Source organism: uncultured Tenacibaculum sp., assembly GCF_947494125.1.
Lineage (GTDB): Bacteria > Bacteroidota > Bacteroidia > Flavobacteriales > Flavobacteriaceae > Polaribacter.
In genome coordinates this window covers 255,052-279,389 of record NZ_CANLTU010000003.1, presented here as the reverse complement: position 1 = coordinate 279,389, position 24,338 = coordinate 255,052, and the positions used below count along the sequence as shown (strand labels likewise).

Here is a 24,338-nt window from a genome sequence, read left to right as displayed (position 1 = left end):
AAAAATAATTATGAAAAAGACAATATTAGGTATTGGCGTTTTATTAGTATGCTTTCATTTGAGAGCTCAAAATAAGTTAGAGCTTACAGGTAATATAGGTATAGGAACAACAACACCTCAAACACCTTTAGATGTTAAATCAGCTTCGCCAAATAATTTAGCAGCAAGTTTTGGTGGTACTATAAGTTCTGGCACTTGGACTGGTATTCATTTTGGCTATTTAGAACCGGGGAACAATTATTATAGAAAGTCTGCTATTGCTTTTGAAAGACAAGATGCTGCTGCTAGAGGTAAAATACACATCTTGAATAACGGAGCCAATAACAGTGCTTCGGCAAATTTAACGGATGCTAAATTAACTATAGAGTATAATGGTAATATTGGGATGGGAACTACAGCTCCTAAAGCAAAACTTCAAATAGCAGAAGTAAATACAGAATCGAGAACATCAGTTAAAGATTTAATATATCTGACAACTAGCCATTCAAATGTTGGTTATGATGGATTTGGTACTGGAATAGTTGACTTTAGAAGAACTTATAAAAATAGTACTCCTCACGCTGTAAATAGAATATCATTTATAGAAAGAAGTTATTCTACAGCAGATAGAGGAGGTGCGATTACATTTTCAACAAAAACTTTAAGTTCAGGAACTGTAGCCCCTTTGGAAAGAATGCGAGTTGATTATAATGGTTATGTAGGAATAGGAACAACAGAACCAGATTCAAAATTAACAATTAATGAAAATAGTGCGGATACAACAAATGGCGTGTTAAGTTTAACTAATTTATCAGGGAGTGTAAATGATGTAGTGTCTATGCGATTTAATGCAGGAGGAGGGGCTAGTGGTACTTTTTTAAAGCATATGAGACAAGGAAGTAGTGGAGCAGATTTTGGAATTTTTACATCTCCAACTTTAACGGGAGCATCTGTAGAAAGGTTTAGAATAACAAAAGATGGTAAAGTAGGAATAGGAACAACAACTACAGGAAGCCATAGATTAGCAGTAGAAGGATCAATAGGAGCAAGAGAAATTAAAGTGCAAGCAACAGGCTGGTCAGATTTTGTGTTTTATAACGATTATAAGCTACCAACGTTAAAAGAAGTAGAAACTCATATTAAAGAAAAAGGACATTTAAAAGATATACCAAGTGCTGCGAAAGTAAAAAAAGATGGTTTCTTTTTAGGAGAAATGGATGCTAAGTTATTACAGAAAATAGAAGAGTTAACCTTGTATACAATTCAACAGGAAAAGAAGATAAAAGCGCAAGAGAATGAGTTAAAGAAATTACAAAGCTTATCAGCTAGGTTAGAGAAAATAGAAAAATTATTAGAACAAAAAAACTAACATTTTTCTACACTTAATAAAATAAAAACCCTCATTGAAATAATTTCAATGAGGGTTTTTATTTTAAGTTCTTTTAATTAATTCTTAGTTTCTGTCAATAACATCACCAGAACCAATAGAATTACTGTCTATTTTAGGATTCCCTTTATAATATACACTACCAGAACCAACTACACTAGCTTTAATTTTAGAGCTAACACTTGTTTGTACACTACCAGAACCAGCAATACTAGCTTTTAAAGTATTTGTGTCTAAATCGTAAGCTTTTACACTACCAGAACCAGCAATAGAGCATTTAAAGTTGTCCGTTTTACCTTTTAATTTAATGTTTCCAGAACCACCAATAGAAGCTTTTACATTGTTAGCATCAACATTAGCAGTAATATTACCAGAACCACCAATATTAAATGAAGCATCGTCAGCTTTCATACGTTTTTGCACAGAAATATTTCCAGAACCACCTAAAGAAACAGCTTCAATTCTTTCAAAAGGAACAGTAACAACTAATCGCTTTGTAGTTCTAATGTTTGTGTTTTCTTTAAATTTAATTTTTAATTTACCGTTTCTTACCTCAGTTTCAATATAAGGAAGTAAGTTAGATTCACCTTTAATAGTTATTTTACCTTCAGTACCATCTACTAGATTAACGTCAAAAGAGCCACCTACGCTCACTTTATCAAAAGAGCCAATAGATCTAGTTTTAGTAACTACATTTCCGTTTCCTTTTACCTTTTTAGAATTCCACCAACTTTGAGCACTAACGTTAAGAGAAAGTAAAATTATAATGGCTGTAATAAGTTGTTTTTTCATTTTGTTTATTTTAAAGTTAAAATTGGTTATATTTAAGTTTTGTACATATGCCCCAGAATATTAATTTATATAGTGTAGCTTATTTTTTAACGTGTTTTGTTTCTTTGTTTTTTATTGATACGGGCAACTCAATTACTGAGATGATTATAAAAATTTTATCATTGATGTCCTTGTCGTTCTTGTATTTAAGTACTTCAAAAAAAATTGATTATTTCTACTTATTAATTTTAATGAACTCGATAGCATCAGATACATTTTTAATTTTCGACGATTCTTTTATGATGCTTGGAATCTTCTTACTCTTAGCAAATAGAGTTTTATACATTGTTATATCTAGAAGAGCATTGTTTGAAACAAAACCTAAGATGTTATTAATTTATGTAATCCCTAGTTTACTTTTATTTACTACTATTTTTGTTTTGCTAAAACCATACCTGCAAGAAATATCGTTATCGTTTTTATTCATGGGAATAACTTCAGCAATAATGATAGGCTTAGCTTTCTTTAATTATTTAAATGAAATGAATAAAAAAAGTAAGTTCTTTTTATTTGGTATTTTACTTATTGTAACTGCCGATGTTTTAATAGCTTTTAATAAATTTTTAGACTATAATCTAGTTTACGTAATTGTATATACAGCTATGTATTATGTTGCACGTTACTTAATTTGTTTATCTATGATTAAAAGAAAAAGAATTAATCATTAATTTTAAGAGAAACACCACCATACCTAGATTTTATATTTATGGTTGAGTTTGAGTTTCCTTTACCAAAAGTACCTTCATAATGCTTTTTAGAGCTTTTTTTGATGCTTTTAAACATATCTACATTATCTTTTGGATAATTAAAGCCAGCATATCCTAAATCTATAGTAAAGTTAAAATTATTATCACTACTAGTACCTAATTTAATACCTGCATAGCTACCATCAATAGTAATGTTTTCAAAACCTTTGGCAATATCTTGAACTCTAATACTACCGTAATCTGTATTAATTTTCAGCGCTTTTTTTAGCGTTCCAATTTTAATAGCAGCATAGTCTGTACCACCTACAATAGTAGAAACATTATTCACAGAAATACTACCATAATCGCTATTAAATTTAAGATTTGTAGTGGTACCTATTTTTATAGTAGAATAATCAGCATTTACTTTTAAATCTTCAGAGTTTACAATTCGTAATTTAGAGTAGTCAATATTAACACTCCCAGATTTCATAAAGTTAATTTCTGAATTACCACAATAATCTAAATTAATAGAGTTTGTATCGTTTAAAAGTTTGTCAACTTCTACATTTCCATAATCACAATTTAAATTAGCCTTACCTTCTAAAGATCCAAGTTCAATACTACCGTATTTATTATTTAAATCAGCATTATTGGTTATTGGCATTTTTACAAAATAATTAATTTTATAATTGGTGTTACTTTTACCCCACCAAGACCATTTAGATTTTGTGCTTTCAATTTTAGTACGTGCTTCAACTAAGCTTTCTGAAGCTTCAAAGTGAACATCTATAGCATTTAATTTTTGTTCAATATTACTTAAGTCATCACCTTTTACAGTTATTTTAACTTCAATCTCTATACGGTTTTGGTTCCAAGTAGTAACATTTAAGTTTCCATATTTATTACTAATGTATAAAGTTGCGTTTTTATTAACTGTAAAGTTTTTACTTATGGTTTTGCTTTTTTCATGTTTCTTATCATCATTTGCTATTAAAATAGTAGGAAAAAGAATAAATAAGAAAAGTAATTTATATAATTTCATCGTCTTTAAGTTCTAATTTTGCTGGGTTTTTTTGTAATTCTAATTGTAATAAAAGTCTTTCTAAAACTTCTAATCTTTGTTGGTAATTTGTGATCATTTTTTGAATGATCTGTCTTTTATTTACATTCTTTGTTAACTCTGTAATTAATGTCTTGTAGCGATCTTCTAAATCTTCAATTTCATCTAAAGAATCTTCTATTATTGATTCTGTTTCAATATTTCGATACTGTTCAATTTCTTTTAATTCTTGATTAATTGTTGAAACAAAAAAACTTTGCGCTTCTGCCATTTTTGGTGACACATCTGCTAAATCGTAAACACTTTTTTGTTGATAGCTACCAAGATAAAAACCTAAGACCAATACAACAGAAGCAGCAATACTCATCCAAAATATAGTTGGCTTGTTATTTTTTTTAGGCTGCTCTAGTTTTCTTTTAAAACGATCTAAATGACCAGAATGAGGTTCGAAAATATCGAAATCATTTTCATCAAAAAACTGATGTAATTTATCCTCCATATACTTGTGTTTTATTAGTGTTGGCAAGTAAAACTTGCTTTAATTTCTTTTTTGCTCTAGATATAGTAGTACGTACATTTTCGTTGGTGTACTTTAATATTTGAGAAATTTCTTCATAATCATATCCCTCAATTAAATTTAATGTAAGTATAACTCGATAGCTGTTTTTTAAACTTTGTAAACTATCCATTACTTGTTTTACATTTAAAGAACTATAATCTATAGTTGTTTCTTCAACTTCATAGTTTGAAACTACCTCCATTTTTACTTCATCATAACGAATATTCTTCTTGAGTTGGGTTAAACTTTTATTAATTACAATTCTTTTAAGCCAAGCTCCAAAGGTAACTTCACCTTTAAAAGTATGTAGCTTAGAAAAAGCGGTTAAAAAAGCTTCTTGAATTAAATCTTCAGCTTCAAACTCGTCTTTTAAAATACGATATGATGTATTATACATTGCTTTATAATAGGCATCATACACTTGCATTTGCGCAGTGCTATCGTTTTTCTTACAGCGTTCGATTAGTTGGTTGATATGTGTTTTTTTAGACTCCAAAGAAATCATTCTATACTAGAGACAATTTACTTTTTAAATTGTGACAGTTTATTTTTAATAAAAGTAACTTTTTTTTTGAGATTTGTTGTTTTTGGAATGTAAATATTTGTTATTTAAAAGGTTAGCTGTTTTAAATTATCGTGTTCAAATGAAGAGAAAGTTGAACAGAAAAAATGAATCTAAATATGTATATTTGGCACAATGATTGACAGTGTTAAAATTATAGAATGCCCACGGGATGCAATGCAAGGAATTAAAAGTCATTTTATTCCAACAGAGTTGAAGGCAAAATATATTAACTCATTGTTAAAAGTAGGTTTTGATACAATAGATTTTGGAAGTTTTGTTTCACCAAAAGCGATTCCTCAAATGAGAGATACCGCAGAGGTTTTATCAAAATTAGATTTATCAACAACAAAAAGTAAATTATTAGCAATTGTTGCAAATGTTCGTGGTGCAAATGATGCATCTCAATTTGAAGAGATTAATTATTTAGGATATCCTTTTTCAATCTCCGAAAATTTTCAAATGCGAAATACACATAAGACAATAGAACAGTCAATAGATACATTAAAGGAAGTATTGGCTATTGCAAATAGAACAAATAAAGAAGTTGTAGCATATTTATCAATGGGATTTGGAAATCCGTATGGAGATCCTTGGAATGTAGATATAGTAGGAGAGTGGACTGAAAAATTATCTAAACTAGGTGTTAGAATATTATCATTATCAGATACAATTGGTAGTTCAACTCCAGAGGATATCAATTATTTATATTCAAATTTGATACCAAGTTACCCACAAATTGAGTTTGGAGCTCATTTGCATACAACCCCTACAAAATGGCACGAAAAAGTAAACAGTGCTTTTAAAGCAGGTTGTCGTCGTTTTGATGGAGCAATTAAAGGGTATGGAGGTTGTCCAATGGCAAAAGATGAATTAACAGGTAATATGCCAACTGAAAAATTATTATCTTATTTTACAGCTGAGAAAGTTGAAACTAATATTAAACCAATGAGTTTTGAAAGTGCGTATAATAAAGCACTAGAAGTTTTTTAATAAATAATGAAGTTTAAAATTATAACTCTTTTTTTCTTATTCTCTACATTTTATCAATCAACAATTGATAGAAGAGTAGGAGTATGGCAAATAAAAAATGGAATTTTATTAAAAAATAAATCTAATAAAAATGATTTAGCTAATTATTATTGGAATGAATTTAATAGAATTTTCCCTCAAAAGCTAACAAAAAAATACATTAAACGTATTGTTTTAATGACTGATGGAATTGACGAGAAAACAGGAGCTCTTGTTTCTTTAAACTCTAGAAATGATAAATGGCAGTTAGAAATCGATATTAAAGATGTAGATCTTAAAACAAAGGATAAGAGAAGGTTACATGAATCTGTATACACAATGGTTCATGAGTTTGGACATTTGTTAACTTTAAATAGAACTCAAATAAGGCCAACTACTAAAGAAAGACAAAAAGAGGGAGAATTGTATTTAACCTTGGAGGGAGAAGCCTATAAGAATAGTTATATAAACAGATTTGTAAACTTATTTTGGAAAGGAAATTTGTTAGAAAGGTGGGATACAATTCAGAAAAAATACTGCTATACAGAAGCAAATTGTGTAGAGAAATTATACGACTTGTATAATAATAATCGTTCAGAATTTTTAACAGATTATGCTGCAGAAAGCCCTGAAGAAGATATTGTAGAAAGCTGGACTGCTTTTGTTTTGAGATCAAGAAGAATTAGAAAGCCACGTACAATAGCTGACAAAAAAATAAATTTTTTTTATCAATTTCCTGAGTTAGTAGCTTATCGAAAACAAATAAGAAAGAATACACGCAAGTACTTACACTAAGTTTGTAAAGTAAAATTTAAAAAAACGCTTAATGAAATCAATAAAATATTTTTTAATAATAGCCATAGCTATTGTTACGGTTAGTTGTGACTCAAAAAAAGAAACAAGTAAAATCAACTTTAATATACTTCAATTAAATGACGTATATGAAATAGCACCAATTCAAGGAGGTAAGTTTGGAGGTATGGCTAGAGTAGAAACTGTACATCAAGAGTTATTAAAAGAAGATAAAAATACAATGCTTGTATTAGCAGGAGATTTTTTAAACCCTTCATTAATAGGAACTATGAAAGTAAATGGTTCTAGAGTTAGAGGGAAGCAAATGGTGGAAGTAATGAATGCTATGAATTTTGATTTAGTAGCGTTTGGAAACCATGAGTTTGATTTAAGTTATACGAACTTACAAGAAAGATTAAATGAAAGTAAGTTTGATTGGATATCAGCCAATGTTTTGCATAATGTTGACGGTAAACATGAGTATTTTCATAAAATAGTTAACGGAGAAAAAAAATCGTTAAAAGATTCATTTATAAAAGAATTTAAAAATGAAGATGGAACAACATTAAAAGTAGGTTTTATAAGTGTATGTATTCCATCAAATCCAAGAAGTTATGTGTATTATGGAGACATGTATAAGGAAATAGAACGATCTTATAATGACATCAAAGACAAAGTTGATGTTGTAATTGGTTTAACACATGCTTCAATAACTCAAGATAAAAAGATAGCTGAAATGTTACCAAATGTTCCTTTAATTATGGGAGGACATGAGCATACAAATAGTTACGATAAGGTAGGAGAGGTTATTATTACTAAGGCAGATGCTAATGCAAAAACGGTATACATACATAGATTTGAATACGATCCAACAACAAAAAAAGTTGAATTTAAATCTGAATTAAAAAAAATAAATGATCAAATTTTACCTGATGAAAAGGTAAATGTTGTTGTAGAAAAATGGCAAAAGGTTCTAAATAATAAAATACAAGACATTGTACCAAATCCGTATGAAGTAATTTACAAAGCAACTATTCCTTTAGATGCTAGAGAAACACCAATAAGAACAGTACAAACAAATATGGGAGATATCATAACAAAAGCAATGAGCTTTGCTTATGATAATAAAGTAGATTGTGCCTTGGTAAATGGAGGTTCAGTTCGTATAGATGACGAATTAGAAGGTGATGTAAATATTGTTGATATATTTAGAGTATTACCATATGGAGGAGCTATTCTTAAAGTTGATATTAAAGGAAGTTTACTTAAAGAAGTTTTAGACTACGGATTAAAATCTGTAGGAACTGGAGCTTATTTACAACGTTATAACGTTAAAAAGGCAGGTGAAGAATGGGTAATTAATGGAAAAGTAATAGAAGATAAAAAAGTTTACAAAGTAGCTTTTTCAGATTACTTACTTAGAGGTCTTGATATTCCAATGCTATCAGATAAAAACCCAGGAGTTCTTAATGTTTATAAGCCAGAATCATCAGAATTGAGCTTTGATATAAGAAAAGCTGTTATAGAATTTTTGAAAGAAAATAAGTAATTTATTGATTTATAATTAATTAAGATTTATTTTAAATAGACTGTTAAAGTTTATTTAAAATAAATCTTAATTAACTTTGTTGAATTAATAAACTCCACTATTTTTGCACCCGTAAACAAAAACTTATTTAAAGTAAATCTAAATAAAAATGAAAAAAATATTTTTCTCATTATTAGCGGGGGCATCTTTATTTGCAAATGCACAATCTGCACCACAAGATAGTATACCTACAAACCCACAAAGTCAGCAGAATGCTGCACAACGTATTTTATCATCAAACTTAAATCAAAAAGGTTTAACAGTTGGTGGATACGGAGAAGTACATTATAACAGAGCAACAGGAAAGAATGCAGAATTAGATGTTCATAGAGTTGTAATGTTATTTGGTTATAAATTTAACGAAAGAACTCAATTCATAACAGAATTAGAGTTTGAACACGTAAAAGAAGTATATGTTGAGCAAGCTTTCTTACAGTACAGTGTAACTGATAATGTAAATGTAAGAGCAGGTTTAATGTTAGTACCAATGGGTATTGTAAATGAATACCACGAGCCAACAACTTTCAATGGAGTTGAAAGACCAAGTATGGATAAATCAATTATACCTTCAACTTGGAGAGAAATTGGTTTAGGAGTTTCAGGTAGATGGGATGAAGCATCTTTACGCTACCAAGCTTATATGTTTAACGGATTTGTTTCTAAAAACGGTTCTAAATTATTAGGAGGATCAAACGGTTTCCGTAATGGACGTCAAAAAGGAGCTGAATCTATGATGAATAATGTTAACTTTTCTGGTAAGTTAGATTATTATGGATTACCAGGTTTACGTTTAGGTTTATCTGGATATTTTGGAAGAACTCAATCTGAAAGAGCTATTCAAGATATAGCAGGATCTGATGTAGGAGTTGCAATGTTAGGTTTAGATGCTCGTTATGCATACCAACGTTTTACTGCTAGAGGTCAGTTTATTCATGCTAGTGTTTCAGATTCTAAAGAATACAATGCTTATTACGGTTCTGATTTAGGAAGCGCTTTACAAGGATGGTATTTAGAAACTGCATATAACTTATTACCACAAGATAAAAAGCAACAATTATTTGCTTTTGCACGTTACGAAGATTATGATACGCATGCATCAACAGAAGGAGGATTAGTTAAAAATCTTGCTTACGATCGTAATGAATGGACTTTTGGTTTAACTTATAAAGTTGCTCCAGGAGCTGCATTTAAAGCAGATTACCAATTTAAAAACAATGCTGTAGTTGGAGGTCAAACAATTAAACAATTAAACTTAGGTTTTGGTGTTTGGTTCTAATTCCAATTAAAAGTTTGTTATTATTTGCAAAAGTCGAATCAAGTTTTTATAATTTGGTTCGATTTTTGTTTTTTATTTAGACTAATTCTAATATTTTTGCAATATGAAAATACGAATGTTTTTACCTTTTTTGGCAATTATTACATCGATAGGTTTAGTATCGTTTAGTATTCCTAAAAGACTTAAGAAAAAAGTTGAAAAAGAAATTAGAAAAACTTTTAGTGTTGAAAAATTTACTTTAGATAAGGTAATAGTTCCAGATTCAATTAACAATCAGTTAAAAGAGAAAATTAAAGAAGATAATTTATTTAAAATAGCTATAAACGAAAAAACAATAGGGTATGCTTTTTTAGATAAGGCTCCTAGTAAAACAGATGAGTTTGACTATTTAATTTTATTAGATGAAAATTTAATTGTAGCTAAAACTAAAGTATTAATTTACCGAGAAGATTACGGAGGAGAAATCGGAAGTAAGCGTTGGTTAAAGCAATTTATAGGTAAAACACCAAAAGATAAATTGAGATATGAAAAAGATATAGTAGCAATATCTGGAGCTACAATTTCAGCTTCTTCTATGACAATTGCTGTAAATAATTTTCTTAAAAATTTAGAAATTCTTCACCAAAATAAAGTGCTATAAATGCAAATTCACGGAATAATTCACCTTTTCCCAAAAGAAATAAAACTATTAATACTTGCTTTCATATGCACTTTAAGTATTGGTTTTTTTGGAGGAATATCATTTGTTAAAGATACTACAAACTCTAATCCTAAAGGAATTGAAGAACGCTATTTAGGAAATGAAAATGATGAAGAGGCAAGTACTATGAAGTTTAAAAAGTCTAAGGGAGAGATAAAAACTATGGTGCATAATCATATATTGTCACTGTCGGTAATTTTCTTTTTATTAGCAGCTATTTTATCTACTACAGGCATAAATAAAAAAGTAAAATTGTTTTTAATGATTGAACCTTTTGTTTCTATTGTTTTAACCTTCGGAGGTATTTATTTAATGTGGACAGGAATTACTTGGATGAAGTATATTATTATGGCTTCAGGGCTATTTATGACTATGTCATTTGGATTATCTGTTCTTATAATATTGAGTCAATTACGCATAAAAAAAGAAGCTTAAAAAAACTTCTTTAATTTTGTAATTTAGTAACGCAGTTATAAATATCATCAATTTGTTTTATTTCGAGTAAATTCTTTTTGGGTTCAATAAATGTTTGAGATGCTCGTCCATTTAAAGAAACTTTAGAGTTTACATAAATCTCAAGATTTTTATAGCCTTTCTCACAGTATATCTTTTCTAAATATTTAGCGTATTGCCATATCATATCTGGTTGAAAACTCATTTGCTTTTCTTGAACAATAGATAATCTACTAGAAGGATATTCAACCCAATGCTTAGTAGAATTTTTGTCAATAATACTAAATTCAGTATACCCATTTTTTTCCATTAACATTACATTCCAAGAAAAACGAAAACCATTTTCTGTCCACAATAAATTATCAGTTAATAAGTGATGACGTAATGGAAATAGAATTTGAAAAGTAAAAAAGAACGCTAAAAAAGAGAGTATAAATTTTGGTGTTTTAAATGGAGCGTATGTTTTAATTTCATTGCCTTTAAACTTAAACGTAATAAATGAAAAAATAGACTTCCATTCCTGCTGTGTAATAAAAATTAAACTACCAAAAATCATTACCCAAGGAAACATTCCAATGTTAAATAATATGTGTGTTAAAACATGAAATATAACAACAAAAAAGTAAGCGATAGGACGCGTTTTCTTTGTCCATAATAAAAATGGAATTATTAAATCGTACAACATTCCGCTCCAACTAAAAATATAAGGAGTAATATCATATTCAAATAAAGAACCGATTATTGGTATGTCTGTTCTAGCTTTTAACCAAATATTAAGAGGTTGAGCATTAAACAACCAATCATGCTTTAGTTTAGCTACTCCACCAAAAAAGTAAACGGTAACTAATTGAAGTTTAAAAATATCAACAGTCCAATTGGGTGTTTTATTCAGTTTTATCTTCGGGAATAATTTTATATCTATTGAGAAATTTCGGTTTGCTGGAACTAGAATTAGTAAAAAGGCAACGAGTGATACAAAGTAATAATGATTTAAATACCACGATTTTTCTATTAATTCTAAGTACGTAAATGTAAAAAAGAATACAATGGTTGCTGTCCTATATAAGAAACCTAAACCTATTAAAAGAGCAGAAAGTGCACAGATAATAACAATAGTATACATGGTAGTAACATTAAAAGGACGTATCCAATCAAAAAACTGATATGTAAAATGAAAATTTGGATTCGTATAACAATCTTCTATCCAGCCATTATATAAGAAACGAAACAAAGAAAAACATAATAAAAAACCAAATGCCATTCTAAAAATGGCAAGAGGTAATATAGATGTGTTTTTTAATAAGTATGATTTTAATTTACTAGTCACCATCATTATCGCTTATAGTAATTGTAGATCCAATAGCATTTGCTAAATCTACTTTTATTAAAACTAATAAATTGGTAAAAGAACTACGTAACTCAGCAACATTTTGTTTGTTATTAATTAATTCTTCACGTAATGGGTTTTTAACAGCTTCAATCTTTAATTTACAATTAGCAAATGCAGTATTAATTTTTTCATTTAAAGTAATTGAACCAATTAAGTCTAAATAATTATCATAGCCCCATTTGATAGAGTTTTGTTTAAAATTACCAGAGTAACATTTTTCTAAAGCAATTAAATGCTGATTGATGATTTCAAGAGAAAAACCACTTCTATAAGCTTCTAATGAATTAATAGAGATTATTCCTCCTGTTTTTTCACCTAAAGGTTTTCCTAGTTTAGAAATAACAATTTCCTCTATTAAAGAAACCATAGCATTGGTAAGTTGGTTTTGACTACCACTAATACCGTTTTGTAAAGAATTTAAAAAAGTATCTTCACTGTTTGTCCAAAGTGTTTTTAATTTAGTTTCTTTCTTTTCAAGATTTTCAGACAATGCTAAAAGATAGTCTAATCTTCTTTGGCTATTTAAAGCAGTAGTAAGTGTGTTTAACACAGTTTGATTGTTTTCTGAAGAGAAAAGTAAAAACTCTATAGCAGATAATCCTTTAGCAGAAGACCCTTTAGATTCAACATATGTTTCGTTAATAGCATCACTTCCGTCAATATAGTCGTTAATTAAACTGGTATTGGTTTCCCAACGATTTATTTCAAAATGAATAAAACTATTCTGAATAGCACCTAAATTATATAACTCTAATTGTTTCCATGTTTTCATTACATCTTTCCAATTGTTTTGAGCGCTAACTAAATTGTTAAGTGTAGTAGTTTGTTTTAAATTATTAATACTTTCCTTTAATTGAATTACTTCTTGACCAAACGTATCAGTTAACGTTACAATTCCATTGTTGTAAATATTTTTTAATTGAGCTGTTCTATAATATTCTATTTGATATCTATCTTCAGTAACTCCTTTATCGTCGCAGCTTATAAATAAACTAGAAGTAATAATTAATAGTGCACTAAAAACGATTAATATTTTTTTATTAAAATGTAACATTCTTATAATGATTTTATAAAGTCTAATACTTTCTTTCTTTCAGTTAATGATAAATTTACAAAGTCTTGTTTCGCTTTCTCAGCTTCACCACCATGCCATAAAATAGCTTCTTCTATATTTCTGGCTCTACCATCATGTAGTAAATTAGTGTGTCCGTTAACGGTTTCAATTAACCCTATACCCCAAAGAGGAGGAGTTCTCCATTCATTACCAGTAGCTTTAAAATCAGGAGCATTATCAGCTAAATCATTACCCATATCATGTAATAGTAAATCTGTATAAGGTCTAATAATTTGATTTTCTAGTGCAGGTATAGAATGCGTACCAGTCATAGTTTTTGGAATATGACAAGCTTTACAATTAATAGAATTAAATAATTCTTTTCCTTCTAAAATTTCTTGATCATCATGATTTCTACGAACAGGTACACCTAAAGTACTAGAATAAATAGTAACTCTACTTAAAGCTTTATCTGTTACTTCTGGGGTTCCGCCATTAGGAAATTGAGAACAATCTACACCATCAGGACAATTCTCATTAGGAAATAAAGAAGAGGTAAGGCCTAAATCGCCAGAAAAAGCACCAGCTACTTGTTGTTTTATAGAGGGTTGATTTGCTTTCCATCCAAAACGACCTATACTCTCAGCTTGCTTTTCTACATCCCAAACATAGTTTGGTTTACCAGAAATACCATCGTTATTAACATCTTTTTCATCAGCAAATTCTAAAATAGTAGCTTCGGGAATTGCTTCTAACAAACCTAATCCAGGCATTTGTTGCGCTACTCTTGGAGAAATTTGAACACTAGAAGCTAAATTTCCATAAGCTAAATTCTTAATAGTATAACTAGGTTTTCTTAAAGTAACAGTTTCCCCACTAGGATAGTTTACAAATACGGGAGTATAAGTAACATCAAAGCTACCTTCTGTAGTAGTGTTTTGAATAGATTGATCTTGTAATTGACCACCATAAATAGGGTCAGGATTGCTAGCACCAGTACTAGTTATTCCAGGAGTACTTAAACGTAATAATAATCCGTGATTTATTTCACCAATTACTTCTGGAGCACGACCTCTACCATCTCTAAAATGACAAGTAGAACAAGCACGAGCATTAAAGTAAGGCCCCAAACCATCTCTAGCAGTCGTTGATGCTGGAGCGGTAACCCAATTCTGATTAAACAATGAATTTCCTGTGAAGAAAAATAAAGCATTATCTCCTTTTAAATTAGAGGCTTGTATACCAAAAGCATTAACGCCTCCATCAAAAATAGTAGTTTCTCCACCAGAGAGTTCTTCGTGTTCTTCAGCAACTAAAGGAGTATATACATCTTCTTTAGAGCAACTTATAATAGAAGTTAATAATACTAAAAATAAAAAATGTTTGTATGTATTCATTTTATACGGAAAAATCAGAGCCTTTTTCAAGACTCTGATTAATTATAATTTGTAATGATTTAATTAGTCAGGTAATTCTGCAGATATTTTTAATCCGATAGCAGTTCCTCCCTCAACAAATTTATCTCCTAAACTGTTCAATGAGTTTACAGATACTAAAACTTTTGGTCTTTCAGTTGCATCAGAAATAGCAAAGTCAAAAGGAGTAGCTGTTGCATTTACTGCAGTTTGAGCAGCCGTTAAAGCTGTAGCTATTTCTGATCCTAATGTAGCTTTAGCTTCATTAACTAAGTCTTTTATAGATGGGCCACTAATATTTTTATAAGTACCATTGTAAACATTTACAATACCATTTAGGTTCAAGCGAATATCTCTGTCTGTGTTATCAGAAAAACAAGAATGCTCATCTTCTTGATTCTTGTTGTCATAAGCAACAAAAATGCGCTCACCAGATAATTCACCTTTAGTTAAAATAGCAATACCAGTAAACATGTTTTTTAAAGCGACTTCTTCAGATAAAGCTAAAAAAGTAGTTTTATAAGAACCTTCCCAAGCAGTAACTAATAACTGTAAGTGATCTGTTAATAAATCTGCACAAACTTTTAAATATTCTTTTCTTCTATCTGCATTAGATTTAGTCGTGTAATCAGTATATGCTCTTTGACCCGCTTTTTTATCAGCAGGAGCAGTTAAATCTTGTCCCCATAATAAAAATTCAATAGCATGGTAACCAATACTAACTGATTTTTCGTTGCTTCCAGGTTGGTTAACACCCAATAAAGAAGCTTTTGTGATTGTAGGATATGTAGTTGGATTATTAACAATACCAGAATTGGCATCAGTATCAACATAATCAATATAATTTTCATCTAATGGCCAAGAATTTAATAAACCTTCAGGAGCATCATCATCAATATCTATAGGACCACTAGCAAAACGAAAAGCTTCAGTTGTTCCATAACTTTCTCTTGCAGTTTTCCATGCAGCTTTAGCAGTAGTAAAGTTAGCCTCAGTAGGCGTAGTTGCAAAAGTATTAATAGCAGTTTCTAAAGCTTGTGCATCAGTAAGTGCATCTTTATAATTTTGTAATACAATAGCAGCATAGTTTTCAATAACTAGTTTTTTACTCACTTTAGTTAGTGGAACATCATTGTTATCGCTACAAGAAACCAATAATGTAGCAGTAATAATAGCTACAAATAAGGATTTAAATTTAAAATTCATTGTGTTTTATTTAGATTTATTTAAAATAAGATGCAAATGTAATTTAGTTTTTTGTTTACGCAAATTTTATTTAGACTTATTTTAAATAAAGTTTTAAAGCGACTTATGTTAACCTTAATTTAAAGATAAAGTTTGCATTATTTATAGTATATTTGTACGCAATTAATTAACAACACACTAAATTAATTGCACATGCAAGCTCATCAATCAAAATTTGTAGGCGAAGGTTTAACGTACGACGACGTTTTATTAGTTCCAGCTTACTCTGAAGTACTTCCAAGAGAAGTTTCGATACAAACAAAATTCACAAAAAACATAACGATAAACGTTCCAATAGTTTCTGCTGCTATGGATACTGTTACCGAATCTGCAATGGCTATTGCCATGGCTAGAGAAGGTGGTATAGGAGTATTACATAAAAACATGACTATTGCTCAACAAGCACAAGAAGTGCGCAAAGTTAAGCGTGCAGAAAGCGGTATGATTATCGACCCAATTACTTTATCATTAAGCGCAATTGTTTTAGATGCTAAACAAGCAATGCGTGAACATAAAATTGGAGGAATTCCTATTGTTGATGCTGAAGGAAAATTGGTAGGTATTGTTACCAATCGTGATTTGCGTTTTGAAAAAAATAACGATCGTCCTATTGTAGAAGTTATGACTTCTGAAAATTTAGTAACTGTTGCTGAAGGTACTTCCTTAAAGCAAGCTGAAGTTATTTTACAGGAAAATAAGATTGAAAAGCTTCCAGTTGTTAATGATAATGATATACTGGTTGGGTTAATTACATTTAGAGATATTACCAAGCTTACTTTAAAACCTACAGCAAATAAAGATAGCTACGGTCGCTTACGTGTTGCAGCTGCATTAGGTGTTACACACGATGCTGTTGAAAGAACAGAAGCGTTGGTAAAGGCAGGAGTAGATGCTGTAATTATTGATACGGCACATGGACATACACAAGGTGTTGTTAAGGTATTAAAAGCGGTTAAAGAGAAATTTCCACAGTTAGACGTTGTAGTAGGAAACATTGCAACGCCAGAAGCTGCTAAGTATTTAGTGAAAGCTGGAGCAGATGCTGTAAAAGTTGGAATTGGACCAGGATCTATTTGTACTACGCGTGTTGTTGCTGGGGTAGGATTTCCACAATTTTCTGCAGTTATTGAAGTAGCAGCAGCTATAAAAGGAACGGGTGTTCCAGTAATTGCTGATGGAGGAATTCGTTATACAGGAGATATTCCTAAAGCAATTGCAGCGGGAGCAGATTGTGTAATGTTAGGATCGTTATTAGCAGGAACAAAAGAATCTCCAGGAGAAACCATTATTTACGATGGAAGAAAATTCAAATCGTATAGAGGAATGGGATCTGTTGAAGCAATGAAACAAGGTTCTAAAGATCGTTATTTCCAAGATGTAGAAGATGATATTAAAAAGTTAGTACCAGAAGGAATTGTAGGGCGTGTACCATATAAAGGAGAATTGGAAGAAAGTATTCACCAATTTGTTGGAGGATTACGTGCAGGTATGGGTTATTGTGGTTCTAAAGATATTGAAACCTTAAAAAATACAGGAAAATTTGTTCGTATTACCGCAAGTGGAATTAACGAAAGTCATCCACATGATGTTGCAATTACCAAAGAAGCTCCTAATTATAGTAGAAGATAAAATATCTTATAAATAATAAGTTATTAAACGCTGTTAGTATTAAACTAATGGCGTTTTTTTATAAAAAAATGTGTTTTTAATCGGGGGATGGGGGACTCTATCTGAAAGATACTTTTATTCTTTCAATACTAAATAGTAGCTTTCCTTAATTAAAAAAAAGAAGCATTTTTTTCTGCAGTTTCTTTTTTTAAAACAGTAATATTTATTGCATGATTATTAATAGGTACTTTTATGGGACAAGGAGATTTTTCATAATACACATCATGTAAAAGAATACAATTATTGTTTGTAGTATAATTATTTTTATAAATAAATAGAGAGAAAATAGTCATGAATAAAATAGAGTAACTTACAGTTATTTCATAACTAAGTTTTCTATATAGTTTTAAAGGAGAGTATTTTACTGATTTAGTAATCTTGCCTTTAGAAAATTTAGCGGGGGTAAAATTCGATACAAAGTCTGCATAGTTTTTATAATTTAAGTATTCGGCTATTAGGTTTTTTAAATCTATAGTAGGCTCTTTTGATTTGTTTTTTCTGCCTTCAACATGTTTCTCATAATAATTTTTCATTGTTTTCGGTGTAACGCTTACATTTTTATATTTACTAAAGCGTTCTTGTTTTAAAATTCTTTCTTCAAAAAAATCAAAATTTCCTGTTTTATTTTTTCTGTCATTTTCAATTTCGTTTTCAAGATTTAAATAAAGTTGTTTTAATAATTCCTTGAGCATTGTAGGTTTTTATGGGTTTTCGCAAATGTAGATAGGGCGAAAAAAGTAAAGAAAAGGGAACCCGTAAAAGAGAAAGATATTTTCCATTTTTTTTCTAATTATTTTCCATAGTAATTTCAAAATACCTACAATATTTGCTTCAGAATTAGTTGATGTCAATAATAAAACAGATATCAATTAATTCTTCTAATAGATTTTAAATCAGTGAATTTTCTTAGAAGGGAAGCTACTAAATGCCACTGATTTTAATCTTCACTTCCCGCGAAAGAGGCGCGCGACTCTTTTAAAATTTTAAGTGTTCTCAAACACTTCCAAGATCTAAGCAAAATGCTTGGACAGGGTAATAATTTTAAAAGTTTAAATAATGAGAAAAGTATTTTTAACAATCATAGTTTTTGTAGTAAGTGGAGTATTTACATCTTGTACAGATTTAGAAGAGAAAGTAGTTCCAGAACAAGAGCTTCAAAATATCACAGGTAATGGTGATACAGGAAATAATGATGATACAGGAGGAGAAGAGGATCCAATAGAAGAAGAAGATTTATAATAGATTATTATAAGTTTAAAAAAAGGGTATGAAATATTTCATATCCTTTTTTATATTTGGATAATGATGAAATTTAGAAAAAGCATAGTTGTATTATTATTAATGTCTATAATAAATAGCTGTTTAAAAAAAGATTTTAATAATGAAAAGGATAAGTTCAAAGCTAATATAGAAACTACTAATTTAGATTATGAAGAAAAAGATTTATTGATAAAAAAAATATTAAAAGAAAAAAAATATGATACTATAAAATTATCAACATTAGAAATGATGTTTAATCTTTCAAAAAAAAGATTAAATAATAAAAATTCATTTTTTTATTTAAAAGAAATAGAAAAAAAATCGATAAAGTTAAATGACGTTAAGTATAAAGGTAAAAGCAGATTTAATTTAGGGAATTATTATTCAAAAAAAGGTATAAAAGATTCAGCTTATATATATTATAGAAAAAGTCTTAAGGAATTTATAATATTAAAAGATAGTTTAATTGTAGGGAAAATATATAGAGTTTTAGCTCAATTAGAGTCTAGTTTTGGAGATTTAATATTAAGTAATAAAACATATACAGAAGCTTTAAGTCATTTTAATAAAAAAAATAAAAAGGATATAGCTAGGACTTATTATAATATTGGAGTAAATTATAAGAAAAGAGGTTTTTATAATGAAGCAATAGAAAATTATGATTATGCGATAAATAGTAAATCTGATCAAACATATATTTATTTAAATGCTAAAGCTAATGCACTACGATATAATAAAAAATTTCAAGATGCAATAATCATTTTTGAGAGTTTATTAGATACTGTTAATTATAGAAAAAAATTAAAAAGTAAAGCTAGAGTTATTGATAATTTAGCATATACAAGGTGGTTGGGAAATTATAAAAACAAAGTATTGTTCCAATTTATTGAGGCTAAATTAATTAGAGAAGATAAAAAAGACTTTAACGGTTTAATGGCTAGTTATTCACATTTATCAGATTATTATGATGGCTTAGATAATAGGAAATCATTAGATTATGCTTATAAAATGTATAAGGTTTCTAAGAAAGAGAAAAGCCCCTATGACGTTATGGAAGCTATAGATAAAATTACTTCAAAAGAAGAACCTCGAAAGACATTTGTTTATTTAAATGAGAGAATTAGAATAGGTGATAGCTTGCAATTAGCAAAAGAGAAATCGCAATATAAATATGCTTTAATAAAGTATGAAAGTGAAAAAAATGAGAAAAAGGCTATTGAAAATAAATTAATAGCGGAACAACAAAAATCACAAAAACAACAATGGTTTTTTATAGGGCTCACATCATTTTTAGGATTTATAACTTATTTTTTCTACAAGAGAGAGAAAACTAAAAAAGAAAAAATTATAGAAGTTTATAATACAGAAACTCGATTGGCTAAAAAAATTCATGATGTATTAGCGAATGATATGTATTTAGTTATGAATAAATTGCAAAAAGAAGAACGAGAAGATACTTCTATACTATACGATTTAGAAAAAATATATTCACTAACCAGAAATATTTCACATGAAAATAGCCCAGTAATTACAGGATATTTATTTGAAGATTTTTTAAAACAATTGTTTGTAGATTTTACAACAGATACCTGTAAAATAATGAACAAAGGATTAACTGAAGTTCATGTAAATATTTTACGTAAAGAAAAGCAAATAGTTTTATATAGACTATTGCAAGAATTGCTGGTAAACATGAAGAAACATAGCCAAGCAAGTTTAGTAATAATTACATTTTCAATTACAAAGGATACTATACAGGTACAATATAAGGATAACGGAATAGGAATAGATACTTTAAAAATAAAAAGTGGGTTGCAAAATATGGAAACCCGTATTAAATCGATTAAAGGAACTATTATTTTTGAATTAGAAACACAAAAAGGTTTTCAAGTTAAGTTTCAGTTTAAAAAGTAGTTATGTTTAAGAAAGTATTGATAGCAGAAGACGCAGATTTTATGTCTAGCGGAATAAAATCAGCATTAAAGAGTATAGAAATTCCAATAATTGAATACGCAAAATATTGCGATGAAGCATTTTTAAAGTTAAAGAAAGCATGGCTAGATAAAGAACCTTTTGATTTACTAATTAGTGATTTATCATTCTTAGAAAATCCAAATCCGCAACGATTGCATACAGGAGAAGATTTAATACTAGAAGCGAAAAAAATACAACCATTATTAAAAACAATTGTTTTTTCTGTAGAAGATAAACCATACAGGGTGCAACAACTGTGTAATAAACTAAAAATAAATGCTTATGTATGGAAATCAATACATGGAGAAAAAGAATTAAAAAAAGCAGTTCAAGATATAGATAATAATACGTTTTTTATATCTCCAAAATTATCGCATGTTTTAAAACAAAAAGAGAGTTTTGAAATTACAGATTATGATGTGATATTATTAAAGAAATTAGCAAATGGACTAGACCAAAAAGAAATTAGTAAAGAGTTAAAAATAAAAGAAATCAAACCGAATAGTATTAGTTCTATTGAAAAAAGATTAAAAATATTAAAAGAAAGTTTTAATGCAAATAATCCTACTCAGTTAATAGCAATTACTAAAGATTTTGGATTGATTTAGAACAAGTATTATTGATCGTATTTGAGATGTTTTAAATAGTATATGATTAATTAAAGCGATTAGAAAATAAGTAAATAATTACGCTGTTAGTATACAAACTAACAGCATTTTTTATATCTGGAAATAAAAAAAGGACGCTGGGAAATAAAATTAATTAATAACAAAAGGTATGCTATACGTTTGTGTGCAAAAAACATATAAATAATATAAAATGAAAAAAATCACCACGTTATTCGCACTATTCTTATTAATTCAATTTGCTTCGTGTTCAAAGGATAATGCTATTGTAAATACAGCACCAATTATAAAAGAACAAACATTTAAAGTTAAAGAAAATGAGATAATAACATTAAAAATAATAGCAACAGATTTAGAAGATGATGCATTAACATTCTCAATAAAAAAGGATGATAGTAATTTTTTTATGATATCAGAAGATGGAACATTAAGAGTAAAACCAGAAACAAAAAAACTTGTTGAGGATAAATTTATAATAGAGGTAGAAGTATCAGATACTAACTTAAAAGCATCTGCTATAATTACAATAAATATTGAATCTGTTTTTTAAAACATACTTGCAGTATTTTAATGTTATAAAAAAATAGTCCTATACTTTAGGTATTTAAAATAAAAAAACGAACTCTGTTGAAAACTAATTCAACAGAGTTTTTTGTTTTTACAGAGTAAATACTATTTTAGCAGAGACTTCAATTTCCTTATACTTTATGACTAAAGAAACAAAATATACCGAAGATAATATACGTTCGCTCGATTGGAAAGAACACATCCGAATGCGTCCAGGAATGTACATTGGTAAACTTGGAGATGGATCTTCTCCAGACGATGGAATTTATATTTTGGTAAAAGAAGTTCTTGACAATTCAATAGATGAATATGTGATGGGGGCGGGTAAAACCATCGAAATTTCTATTCAAGGAAATAAAGTAATTGTTAGAGATTACGGTCGTGGTATTCCCTTAGGTAAAGTGGTCGATGTAGTATCTAAAATGAATACAGGAGGTAAGTACGATTCTAAAGCGTTTAAAAAATCGGTAGGTTTAAACGGGGTAGGTACCAAAGCAGTAAATGCACTTTCTTCATTTTTTAGAGTAGAATCATCAAGAGATGGTAAATCTGCAGCAGCAGAATTTGAGCAAGGTAATTTAACCAATCAAGAATTTTTAGAAGAAACTTCACGTAGAAAAGGAACGAAAGTTTCTTTTATTCCAGATGAAACTATCTTTAAAAATTATAAGTTTAGAAACGAGTATGTTTCTAAAATGCTTAAAAATTATGTATATCTAAATACAGGGTTAACTATTGTTTTTAATGGCGAAAAATATGTTTCAGAAAATGGGTTGAAAGATTTATTGGAAGATAACAATAGTCAAGAGGATATGTTATATCCGATTATTCATTTAAAAGGAGATGATATAGAAGTTGCTATAACGCATAGTAAAACACAATATTCAGAAGAGTACCATTCATTTGTAAATGGGCAACATACAACACAAGGAGGTACACACCAGGCAGCATTTAGAGAAGCTATTGTAAAAACCATTCGTGAGTTTTACGGAAAGAATTTTGAAGCATCAGATATTCGGAAATCAATTATTTCTGCCATTGCCATTAAAGTAATGGAACCCGTTTTTGAAAGTCAAACAAAAACAAAGTTGGGTTCTACAGATATGGGAGGAGATTTACCAACGGTAAGAACATATATTAACGATTTTCTAAAAACGAAACTTGATAATTTTTTACATAAAAATGTAGAAACAGCAGAGAAGTTACAGCGTAAAATTATACAAGCTGAAAAAGAACGAAAAGAGCTTTCGGGAATTAGAAAGTTAGCAAAAGATAGAGCAAAGAAATCAAGTTTACACAATAAGAAATTACGTGATTGTAGAATACACTTAGGAGATACAAAAAAAGAGGCTTATTTAGATTCAACGTTATTTATTACAGAGGGAGATTCAGCATCTGGATCTATTACAAAATCTAGAAACGTAAATACACAGGCTGTTTTTAGTTTAAAAGGAAAGCCTTTAAATTCGTACGGATTAAGTAAGAAAATAGTATATGAAAACGAAGAGTTTAATTTATTACAAGCAGCATTAAATATAGAAGACGGTTTACAAGATTTACGATATAACAACATTGTAATTGCTACCGATGCCGATGTTGATGGTATGCACATTCGTTTGTTATTAATTACGTTCTTTTTACAGTTCTTTCCAGAAGTAATTAAAGAAGGACATTTATATATTTTAGAAACCCCGCTATTTAGAGTCCGTAATAAGAAAGATACTTACTATTGTTATTCAGAAGAAGAGAAAAAAGAGGCGATAGATAAATTAAGAGGGAAACCAGAAATAACTCGATTTAAAGGATTGGGAGAGATCTCTCCGAACGAATTTGTGCATTTTATTGGTGATGATATCCGTTTAGATCCGGTAATGTTAGATAAAGAAATGTCGATAGAACAAATGTTAGAGTTCTATATGGGAAAAAATACACCAGACAGACAGAAGTTCATTATTGAAAATTTAAAAGTTGAATTAGATGTCGTGGAAGAAGAAGTATAATATAAAGAAAATAAAGAATATTATAACAGCTTTATTTGTACTATTTTTATTCTTTTGGTTGTTTCAAATAGATTGGAATAATCTATTAAGTAAAGATAATTCAGGAGCTATTTTCGGAGTTTTAGCGGCTATTCTGATTATAGTTTCGCTACAAATTAAAAATAAAAGCAATAATGGATAAGTCAAGGAGAGTAAGGATATATATTATAATTGCTTTTACTATTTTTTTCATTAATTTATTAAATGTTGATT

General features: G+C 29.0%; 24 protein-coding genes. 15 read left to right on the top strand and 9 right to left on the bottom strand.

Features of this window, described 5'->3' with window-relative positions; all coding sequences use genetic code 11:
• The first annotated feature begins 10 nt into the window (after positions 1-10).
• Positions 11-1,348 (top strand): hypothetical protein, encoded by a 1,338-nt coding sequence (locus Q0881_RS08020; protein ID WP_299158700.1) that lies wholly within the window; start codon positions 11-13, stop codon positions 1,346-1,348.
• An 84-nt stretch (positions 1,349-1,432) separates the two neighbouring features.
• On the opposite strand, the gene Q0881_RS08015 is transcribed toward Q0881_RS08020, so the two are convergent.
• The gene (locus tag Q0881_RS08015) at positions 1,433-2,158 is read right to left on the bottom strand and encodes a head GIN domain-containing protein (protein WP_299158699.1); all 726 of its coding nucleotides are present in this window, start codon (positions 2,156-2,158) and stop codon (positions 1,433-1,435) included.
• A gap of 47 nt (positions 2,159-2,205) precedes the next feature.
• Here Q0881_RS08015 and Q0881_RS08010 point away from each other — a divergent pair, with 47 nt between their 5' ends.
• A complete protein-coding gene (locus tag Q0881_RS08010) occupies positions 2,206-2,865 on the top strand; it encodes a lysoplasmalogenase family protein (RefSeq protein WP_366139557.1) in 660 nt (219 codons plus the stop codon).
• Here Q0881_RS08010 and Q0881_RS08005 read toward each other — a convergent pair.
• The 3 genes from Q0881_RS08005 to Q0881_RS07995 are packed head-to-tail and all read right to left on the bottom strand — an operon-like array spanning position 2,855 to position 5,001.
• Positions 2,855-3,928 (bottom strand): hypothetical protein, encoded by a 1,074-nt coding sequence (locus Q0881_RS08005; RefSeq protein WP_299158695.1) that lies wholly within the window; start codon positions 3,926-3,928, stop codon positions 2,855-2,857. The genes Q0881_RS08010 and Q0881_RS08005 overlap by 11 nt on opposite strands.
• The gene (locus Q0881_RS08000) at positions 3,915-4,445 is read right to left on the bottom strand and encodes a hypothetical protein (protein ID WP_299158693.1); all 531 of its coding nucleotides are present in this window, start codon (positions 4,443-4,445) and stop codon (positions 3,915-3,917) included. Before Q0881_RS08000 ends, Q0881_RS08005 begins: the two co-directional genes overlap by 14 nt.
• On the bottom strand, positions 4,435-5,001 hold the full coding sequence (locus Q0881_RS07995; RefSeq protein ID WP_299158691.1) for an RNA polymerase sigma factor: 567 nt from the start codon (positions 4,999-5,001) through the stop codon (positions 4,435-4,437). Before Q0881_RS07995 ends, Q0881_RS08000 begins: the two co-directional genes overlap by 11 nt.
• A 201-nt stretch (positions 5,002-5,202) precedes the next feature.
• Here Q0881_RS07995 and Q0881_RS07990 point away from each other — a divergent pair, with 201 nt between their 5' ends.
• The 6 genes from Q0881_RS07990 to Q0881_RS07965 all read left to right on the top strand — a co-directional run bounded on the left by Q0881_RS07990 (position 5,203) and on the right by Q0881_RS07965 (position 10,869).
• A complete protein-coding gene (locus Q0881_RS07990; RefSeq protein ID WP_299158688.1) occupies positions 5,203-6,060 on the top strand; it encodes a hydroxymethylglutaryl-CoA lyase in 858 nt (285 codons plus the stop codon).
• 6 nt (positions 6,061-6,066) lie between these two features.
• The gene (locus Q0881_RS07985) at positions 6,067-6,873 is read left to right on the top strand and encodes a hypothetical protein (protein WP_299158686.1); all 807 of its coding nucleotides are present in this window, start codon (positions 6,067-6,069) and stop codon (positions 6,871-6,873) included.
• Positions 6,874-6,904: 31 nt separating this feature from the next.
• Positions 6,905-8,419, top strand: coding sequence for a bifunctional metallophosphatase/5'-nucleotidase (locus tag Q0881_RS07980; RefSeq protein ID WP_299158684.1), 1,515 nt, complete (start codon positions 6,905-6,907; stop codon positions 8,417-8,419).
• Positions 8,420-8,567: 148 nt separating this feature from the next.
• Complete coding sequence (locus tag Q0881_RS07975; protein WP_299158682.1) at positions 8,568-9,734, top strand: porin; 1,167 nt, start codon at positions 8,568-8,570, stop codon at positions 9,732-9,734.
• A gap of 103 nt (positions 9,735-9,837) precedes the next feature.
• The gene (locus Q0881_RS07970; protein ID WP_299158680.1) at positions 9,838-10,374 is read left to right on the top strand and encodes an FMN-binding protein; all 537 of its coding nucleotides are present in this window, start codon (positions 9,838-9,840) and stop codon (positions 10,372-10,374) included.
• The gene (locus Q0881_RS07965; RefSeq protein ID WP_299158678.1) at positions 10,375-10,869 is read left to right on the top strand and encodes a hypothetical protein; all 495 of its coding nucleotides are present in this window, start codon (positions 10,375-10,377) and stop codon (positions 10,867-10,869) included.
• Between the two features lie 10 nt (positions 10,870-10,879).
• Here Q0881_RS07965 and Q0881_RS07960 read toward each other — a convergent pair whose 3' ends face one another.
• The 4 genes from Q0881_RS07960 to Q0881_RS07945 all read right to left on the bottom strand — a co-directional run bounded on the left by Q0881_RS07960 (position 10,880) and on the right by Q0881_RS07945 (position 15,952).
• Positions 10,880-12,220 (bottom strand): HTTM domain-containing protein, encoded by a 1,341-nt coding sequence (locus Q0881_RS07960; protein WP_299158676.1) that lies wholly within the window; start codon positions 12,218-12,220, stop codon positions 10,880-10,882.
• The gene (locus Q0881_RS07955) at positions 12,207-13,331 is read right to left on the bottom strand and encodes an imelysin family protein (protein WP_299158674.1); all 1,125 of its coding nucleotides are present in this window, start codon (positions 13,329-13,331) and stop codon (positions 12,207-12,209) included. The genes Q0881_RS07960 and Q0881_RS07955 overlap by 14 nt, the downstream gene beginning before the upstream one ends.
• 2 nt (positions 13,332-13,333) lie before the next feature.
• A complete protein-coding gene (locus Q0881_RS07950; RefSeq protein ID WP_299158671.1) occupies positions 13,334-14,728 on the bottom strand; it encodes a di-heme oxidoredictase family protein in 1,395 nt (464 codons plus the stop codon).
• A 63-nt stretch (positions 14,729-14,791) separates the two neighbouring features.
• Positions 14,792-15,952, bottom strand: coding sequence for an imelysin family protein (locus tag Q0881_RS07945; RefSeq protein ID WP_299158668.1), 1,161 nt, complete (start codon positions 15,950-15,952; stop codon positions 14,792-14,794).
• 192 nt (positions 15,953-16,144) lie between these two features.
• Between Q0881_RS07945 and guaB the strand changes: the two genes are divergently transcribed.
• Positions 16,145-17,620, top strand: a complete 1,476-nt coding sequence (gene guaB, locus Q0881_RS07940; RefSeq protein ID WP_299158665.1) for an IMP dehydrogenase — start codon at positions 16,145-16,147, stop codon at positions 17,618-17,620.
• Positions 17,621-17,769: 149 nt separating this feature from the next.
• Here guaB and Q0881_RS07935 read toward each other — a convergent pair whose 3' ends face one another.
• On the bottom strand, positions 17,770-18,351 hold the full coding sequence (locus Q0881_RS07935; protein ID WP_299158662.1) for a hypothetical protein: 582 nt from the start codon (positions 18,349-18,351) through the stop codon (positions 17,770-17,772).
• A gap of 364 nt (positions 18,352-18,715) precedes the next feature.
• On the opposite strand from Q0881_RS07935, the gene Q0881_RS07930 reads away from it, so the two are divergent.
• The 6 genes from Q0881_RS07930 (at position 18,716) to Q0881_RS07905 (ending at position 24,267) form a co-directional block, all read left to right on the top strand.
• Entirely contained in the window at positions 18,716-18,898 is a 183-nt protein-coding gene (locus tag Q0881_RS07930; RefSeq protein WP_299158659.1) for a hypothetical protein, read from the top strand.
• Positions 18,899-18,961: 63 nt separating this feature from the next.
• The gene (locus Q0881_RS07925) at positions 18,962-20,833 is read left to right on the top strand and encodes a tetratricopeptide repeat-containing sensor histidine kinase (RefSeq protein WP_299158657.1); all 1,872 of its coding nucleotides are present in this window, start codon (positions 18,962-18,964) and stop codon (positions 20,831-20,833) included.
• A 2-nt stretch (positions 20,834-20,835) separates the two neighbouring features.
• Positions 20,836-21,501, top strand: a complete 666-nt coding sequence (locus Q0881_RS07920; RefSeq protein WP_299158655.1) for a response regulator — start codon at positions 20,836-20,838, stop codon at positions 21,499-21,501.
• 211 nt (positions 21,502-21,712) lie between these two features.
• Complete coding sequence (locus Q0881_RS07915) at positions 21,713-22,069, top strand: Ig-like domain-containing protein (RefSeq protein WP_299158652.1); 357 nt, start codon at positions 21,713-21,715, stop codon at positions 22,067-22,069.
• Positions 22,070-22,226: 157 nt separating this feature from the next.
• Complete coding sequence (locus Q0881_RS07910; RefSeq protein ID WP_299158649.1) at positions 22,227-24,086, top strand: DNA topoisomerase IV subunit B; 1,860 nt, start codon at positions 22,227-22,229, stop codon at positions 24,084-24,086.
• The gene (locus Q0881_RS07905) at positions 24,064-24,267 is read left to right on the top strand and encodes a hypothetical protein (RefSeq protein ID WP_299158646.1); all 204 of its coding nucleotides are present in this window, start codon (positions 24,064-24,066) and stop codon (positions 24,265-24,267) included. Before Q0881_RS07910 ends, Q0881_RS07905 begins: the two co-directional genes overlap by 23 nt.
• The last annotated feature ends 71 nt before the right edge of the window (positions 24,268-24,338 follow it).

Coding starts and splice junctions, on each gene's coding strand:
- Q0881_RS08020 (WP_299158700.1), top strand. CDS start 11: ATGAAAAAGACAATATTAGGTATTGGCGTTTTATTAGTATGCTTTCAT.
- Q0881_RS08015 (WP_299158699.1), bottom strand. CDS start 2,158: ATGAAAAAACAACTTATTACAGCCATTATAATTTTACTTTCTCTTAAC.
- Q0881_RS08010 (WP_366139557.1), top strand. CDS start 2,206: ATGCCCCAGAATATTAATTTATATAGTGTAGCTTATTTTTTAACGTGT.
- Q0881_RS08005 (WP_299158695.1), bottom strand. CDS start 3,928: ATGAAATTATATAAATTACTTTTCTTATTTATTCTTTTTCCTACTATT.
- Q0881_RS08000 (WP_299158693.1), bottom strand. CDS start 4,445: ATGGAGGATAAATTACATCAGTTTTTTGATGAAAATGATTTCGATATT.
- Q0881_RS07990 (WP_299158688.1), top strand. CDS start 5,203: ATGATTGACAGTGTTAAAATTATAGAATGCCCACGGGATGCAATGCAA.
- Q0881_RS07985 (WP_299158686.1), top strand. CDS start 6,067: ATGAAGTTTAAAATTATAACTCTTTTTTTCTTATTCTCTACATTTTAT.
- Q0881_RS07980 (WP_299158684.1), top strand. CDS start 6,905: ATGAAATCAATAAAATATTTTTTAATAATAGCCATAGCTATTGTTACG.
- Q0881_RS07975 (WP_299158682.1), top strand. CDS start 8,568: ATGAAAAAAATATTTTTCTCATTATTAGCGGGGGCATCTTTATTTGCA.
- Q0881_RS07970 (WP_299158680.1), top strand. CDS start 9,838: ATGAAAATACGAATGTTTTTACCTTTTTTGGCAATTATTACATCGATA.
- Q0881_RS07965 (WP_299158678.1), top strand. CDS start 10,375: ATGCAAATTCACGGAATAATTCACCTTTTCCCAAAAGAAATAAAACTA.
- Q0881_RS07960 (WP_299158676.1), bottom strand. CDS start 12,220: ATGATGGTGACTAGTAAATTAAAATCATACTTATTAAAAAACACATCT.
- Q0881_RS07955 (WP_299158674.1), bottom strand. CDS start 13,331: ATGTTACATTTTAATAAAAAAATATTAATCGTTTTTAGTGCACTATTA.
- Q0881_RS07950 (WP_299158671.1), bottom strand. CDS start 14,728: ATGAATACATACAAACATTTTTTATTTTTAGTATTATTAACTTCTATT.
- Q0881_RS07945 (WP_299158668.1), bottom strand. CDS start 15,952: ATGAATTTTAAATTTAAATCCTTATTTGTAGCTATTATTACTGCTACA.
- guaB (WP_299158665.1), top strand. CDS start 16,145: ATGCAAGCTCATCAATCAAAATTTGTAGGCGAAGGTTTAACGTACGAC.
- Q0881_RS07935 (WP_299158662.1), bottom strand. CDS start 18,351: ATGCTCAAGGAATTATTAAAACAACTTTATTTAAATCTTGAAAACGAA.
- Q0881_RS07930 (WP_299158659.1), top strand. CDS start 18,716: ATGAGAAAAGTATTTTTAACAATCATAGTTTTTGTAGTAAGTGGAGTA.
- Q0881_RS07925 (WP_299158657.1), top strand. CDS start 18,962: ATGATGAAATTTAGAAAAAGCATAGTTGTATTATTATTAATGTCTATA.
- Q0881_RS07920 (WP_299158655.1), top strand. CDS start 20,836: ATGTTTAAGAAAGTATTGATAGCAGAAGACGCAGATTTTATGTCTAGC.
- Q0881_RS07915 (WP_299158652.1), top strand. CDS start 21,713: ATGAAAAAAATCACCACGTTATTCGCACTATTCTTATTAATTCAATTT.
- Q0881_RS07910 (WP_299158649.1), top strand. CDS start 22,227: ATGACTAAAGAAACAAAATATACCGAAGATAATATACGTTCGCTCGAT.
- Q0881_RS07905 (WP_299158646.1), top strand. CDS start 24,064: ATGTCGTGGAAGAAGAAGTATAATATAAAGAAAATAAAGAATATTATA.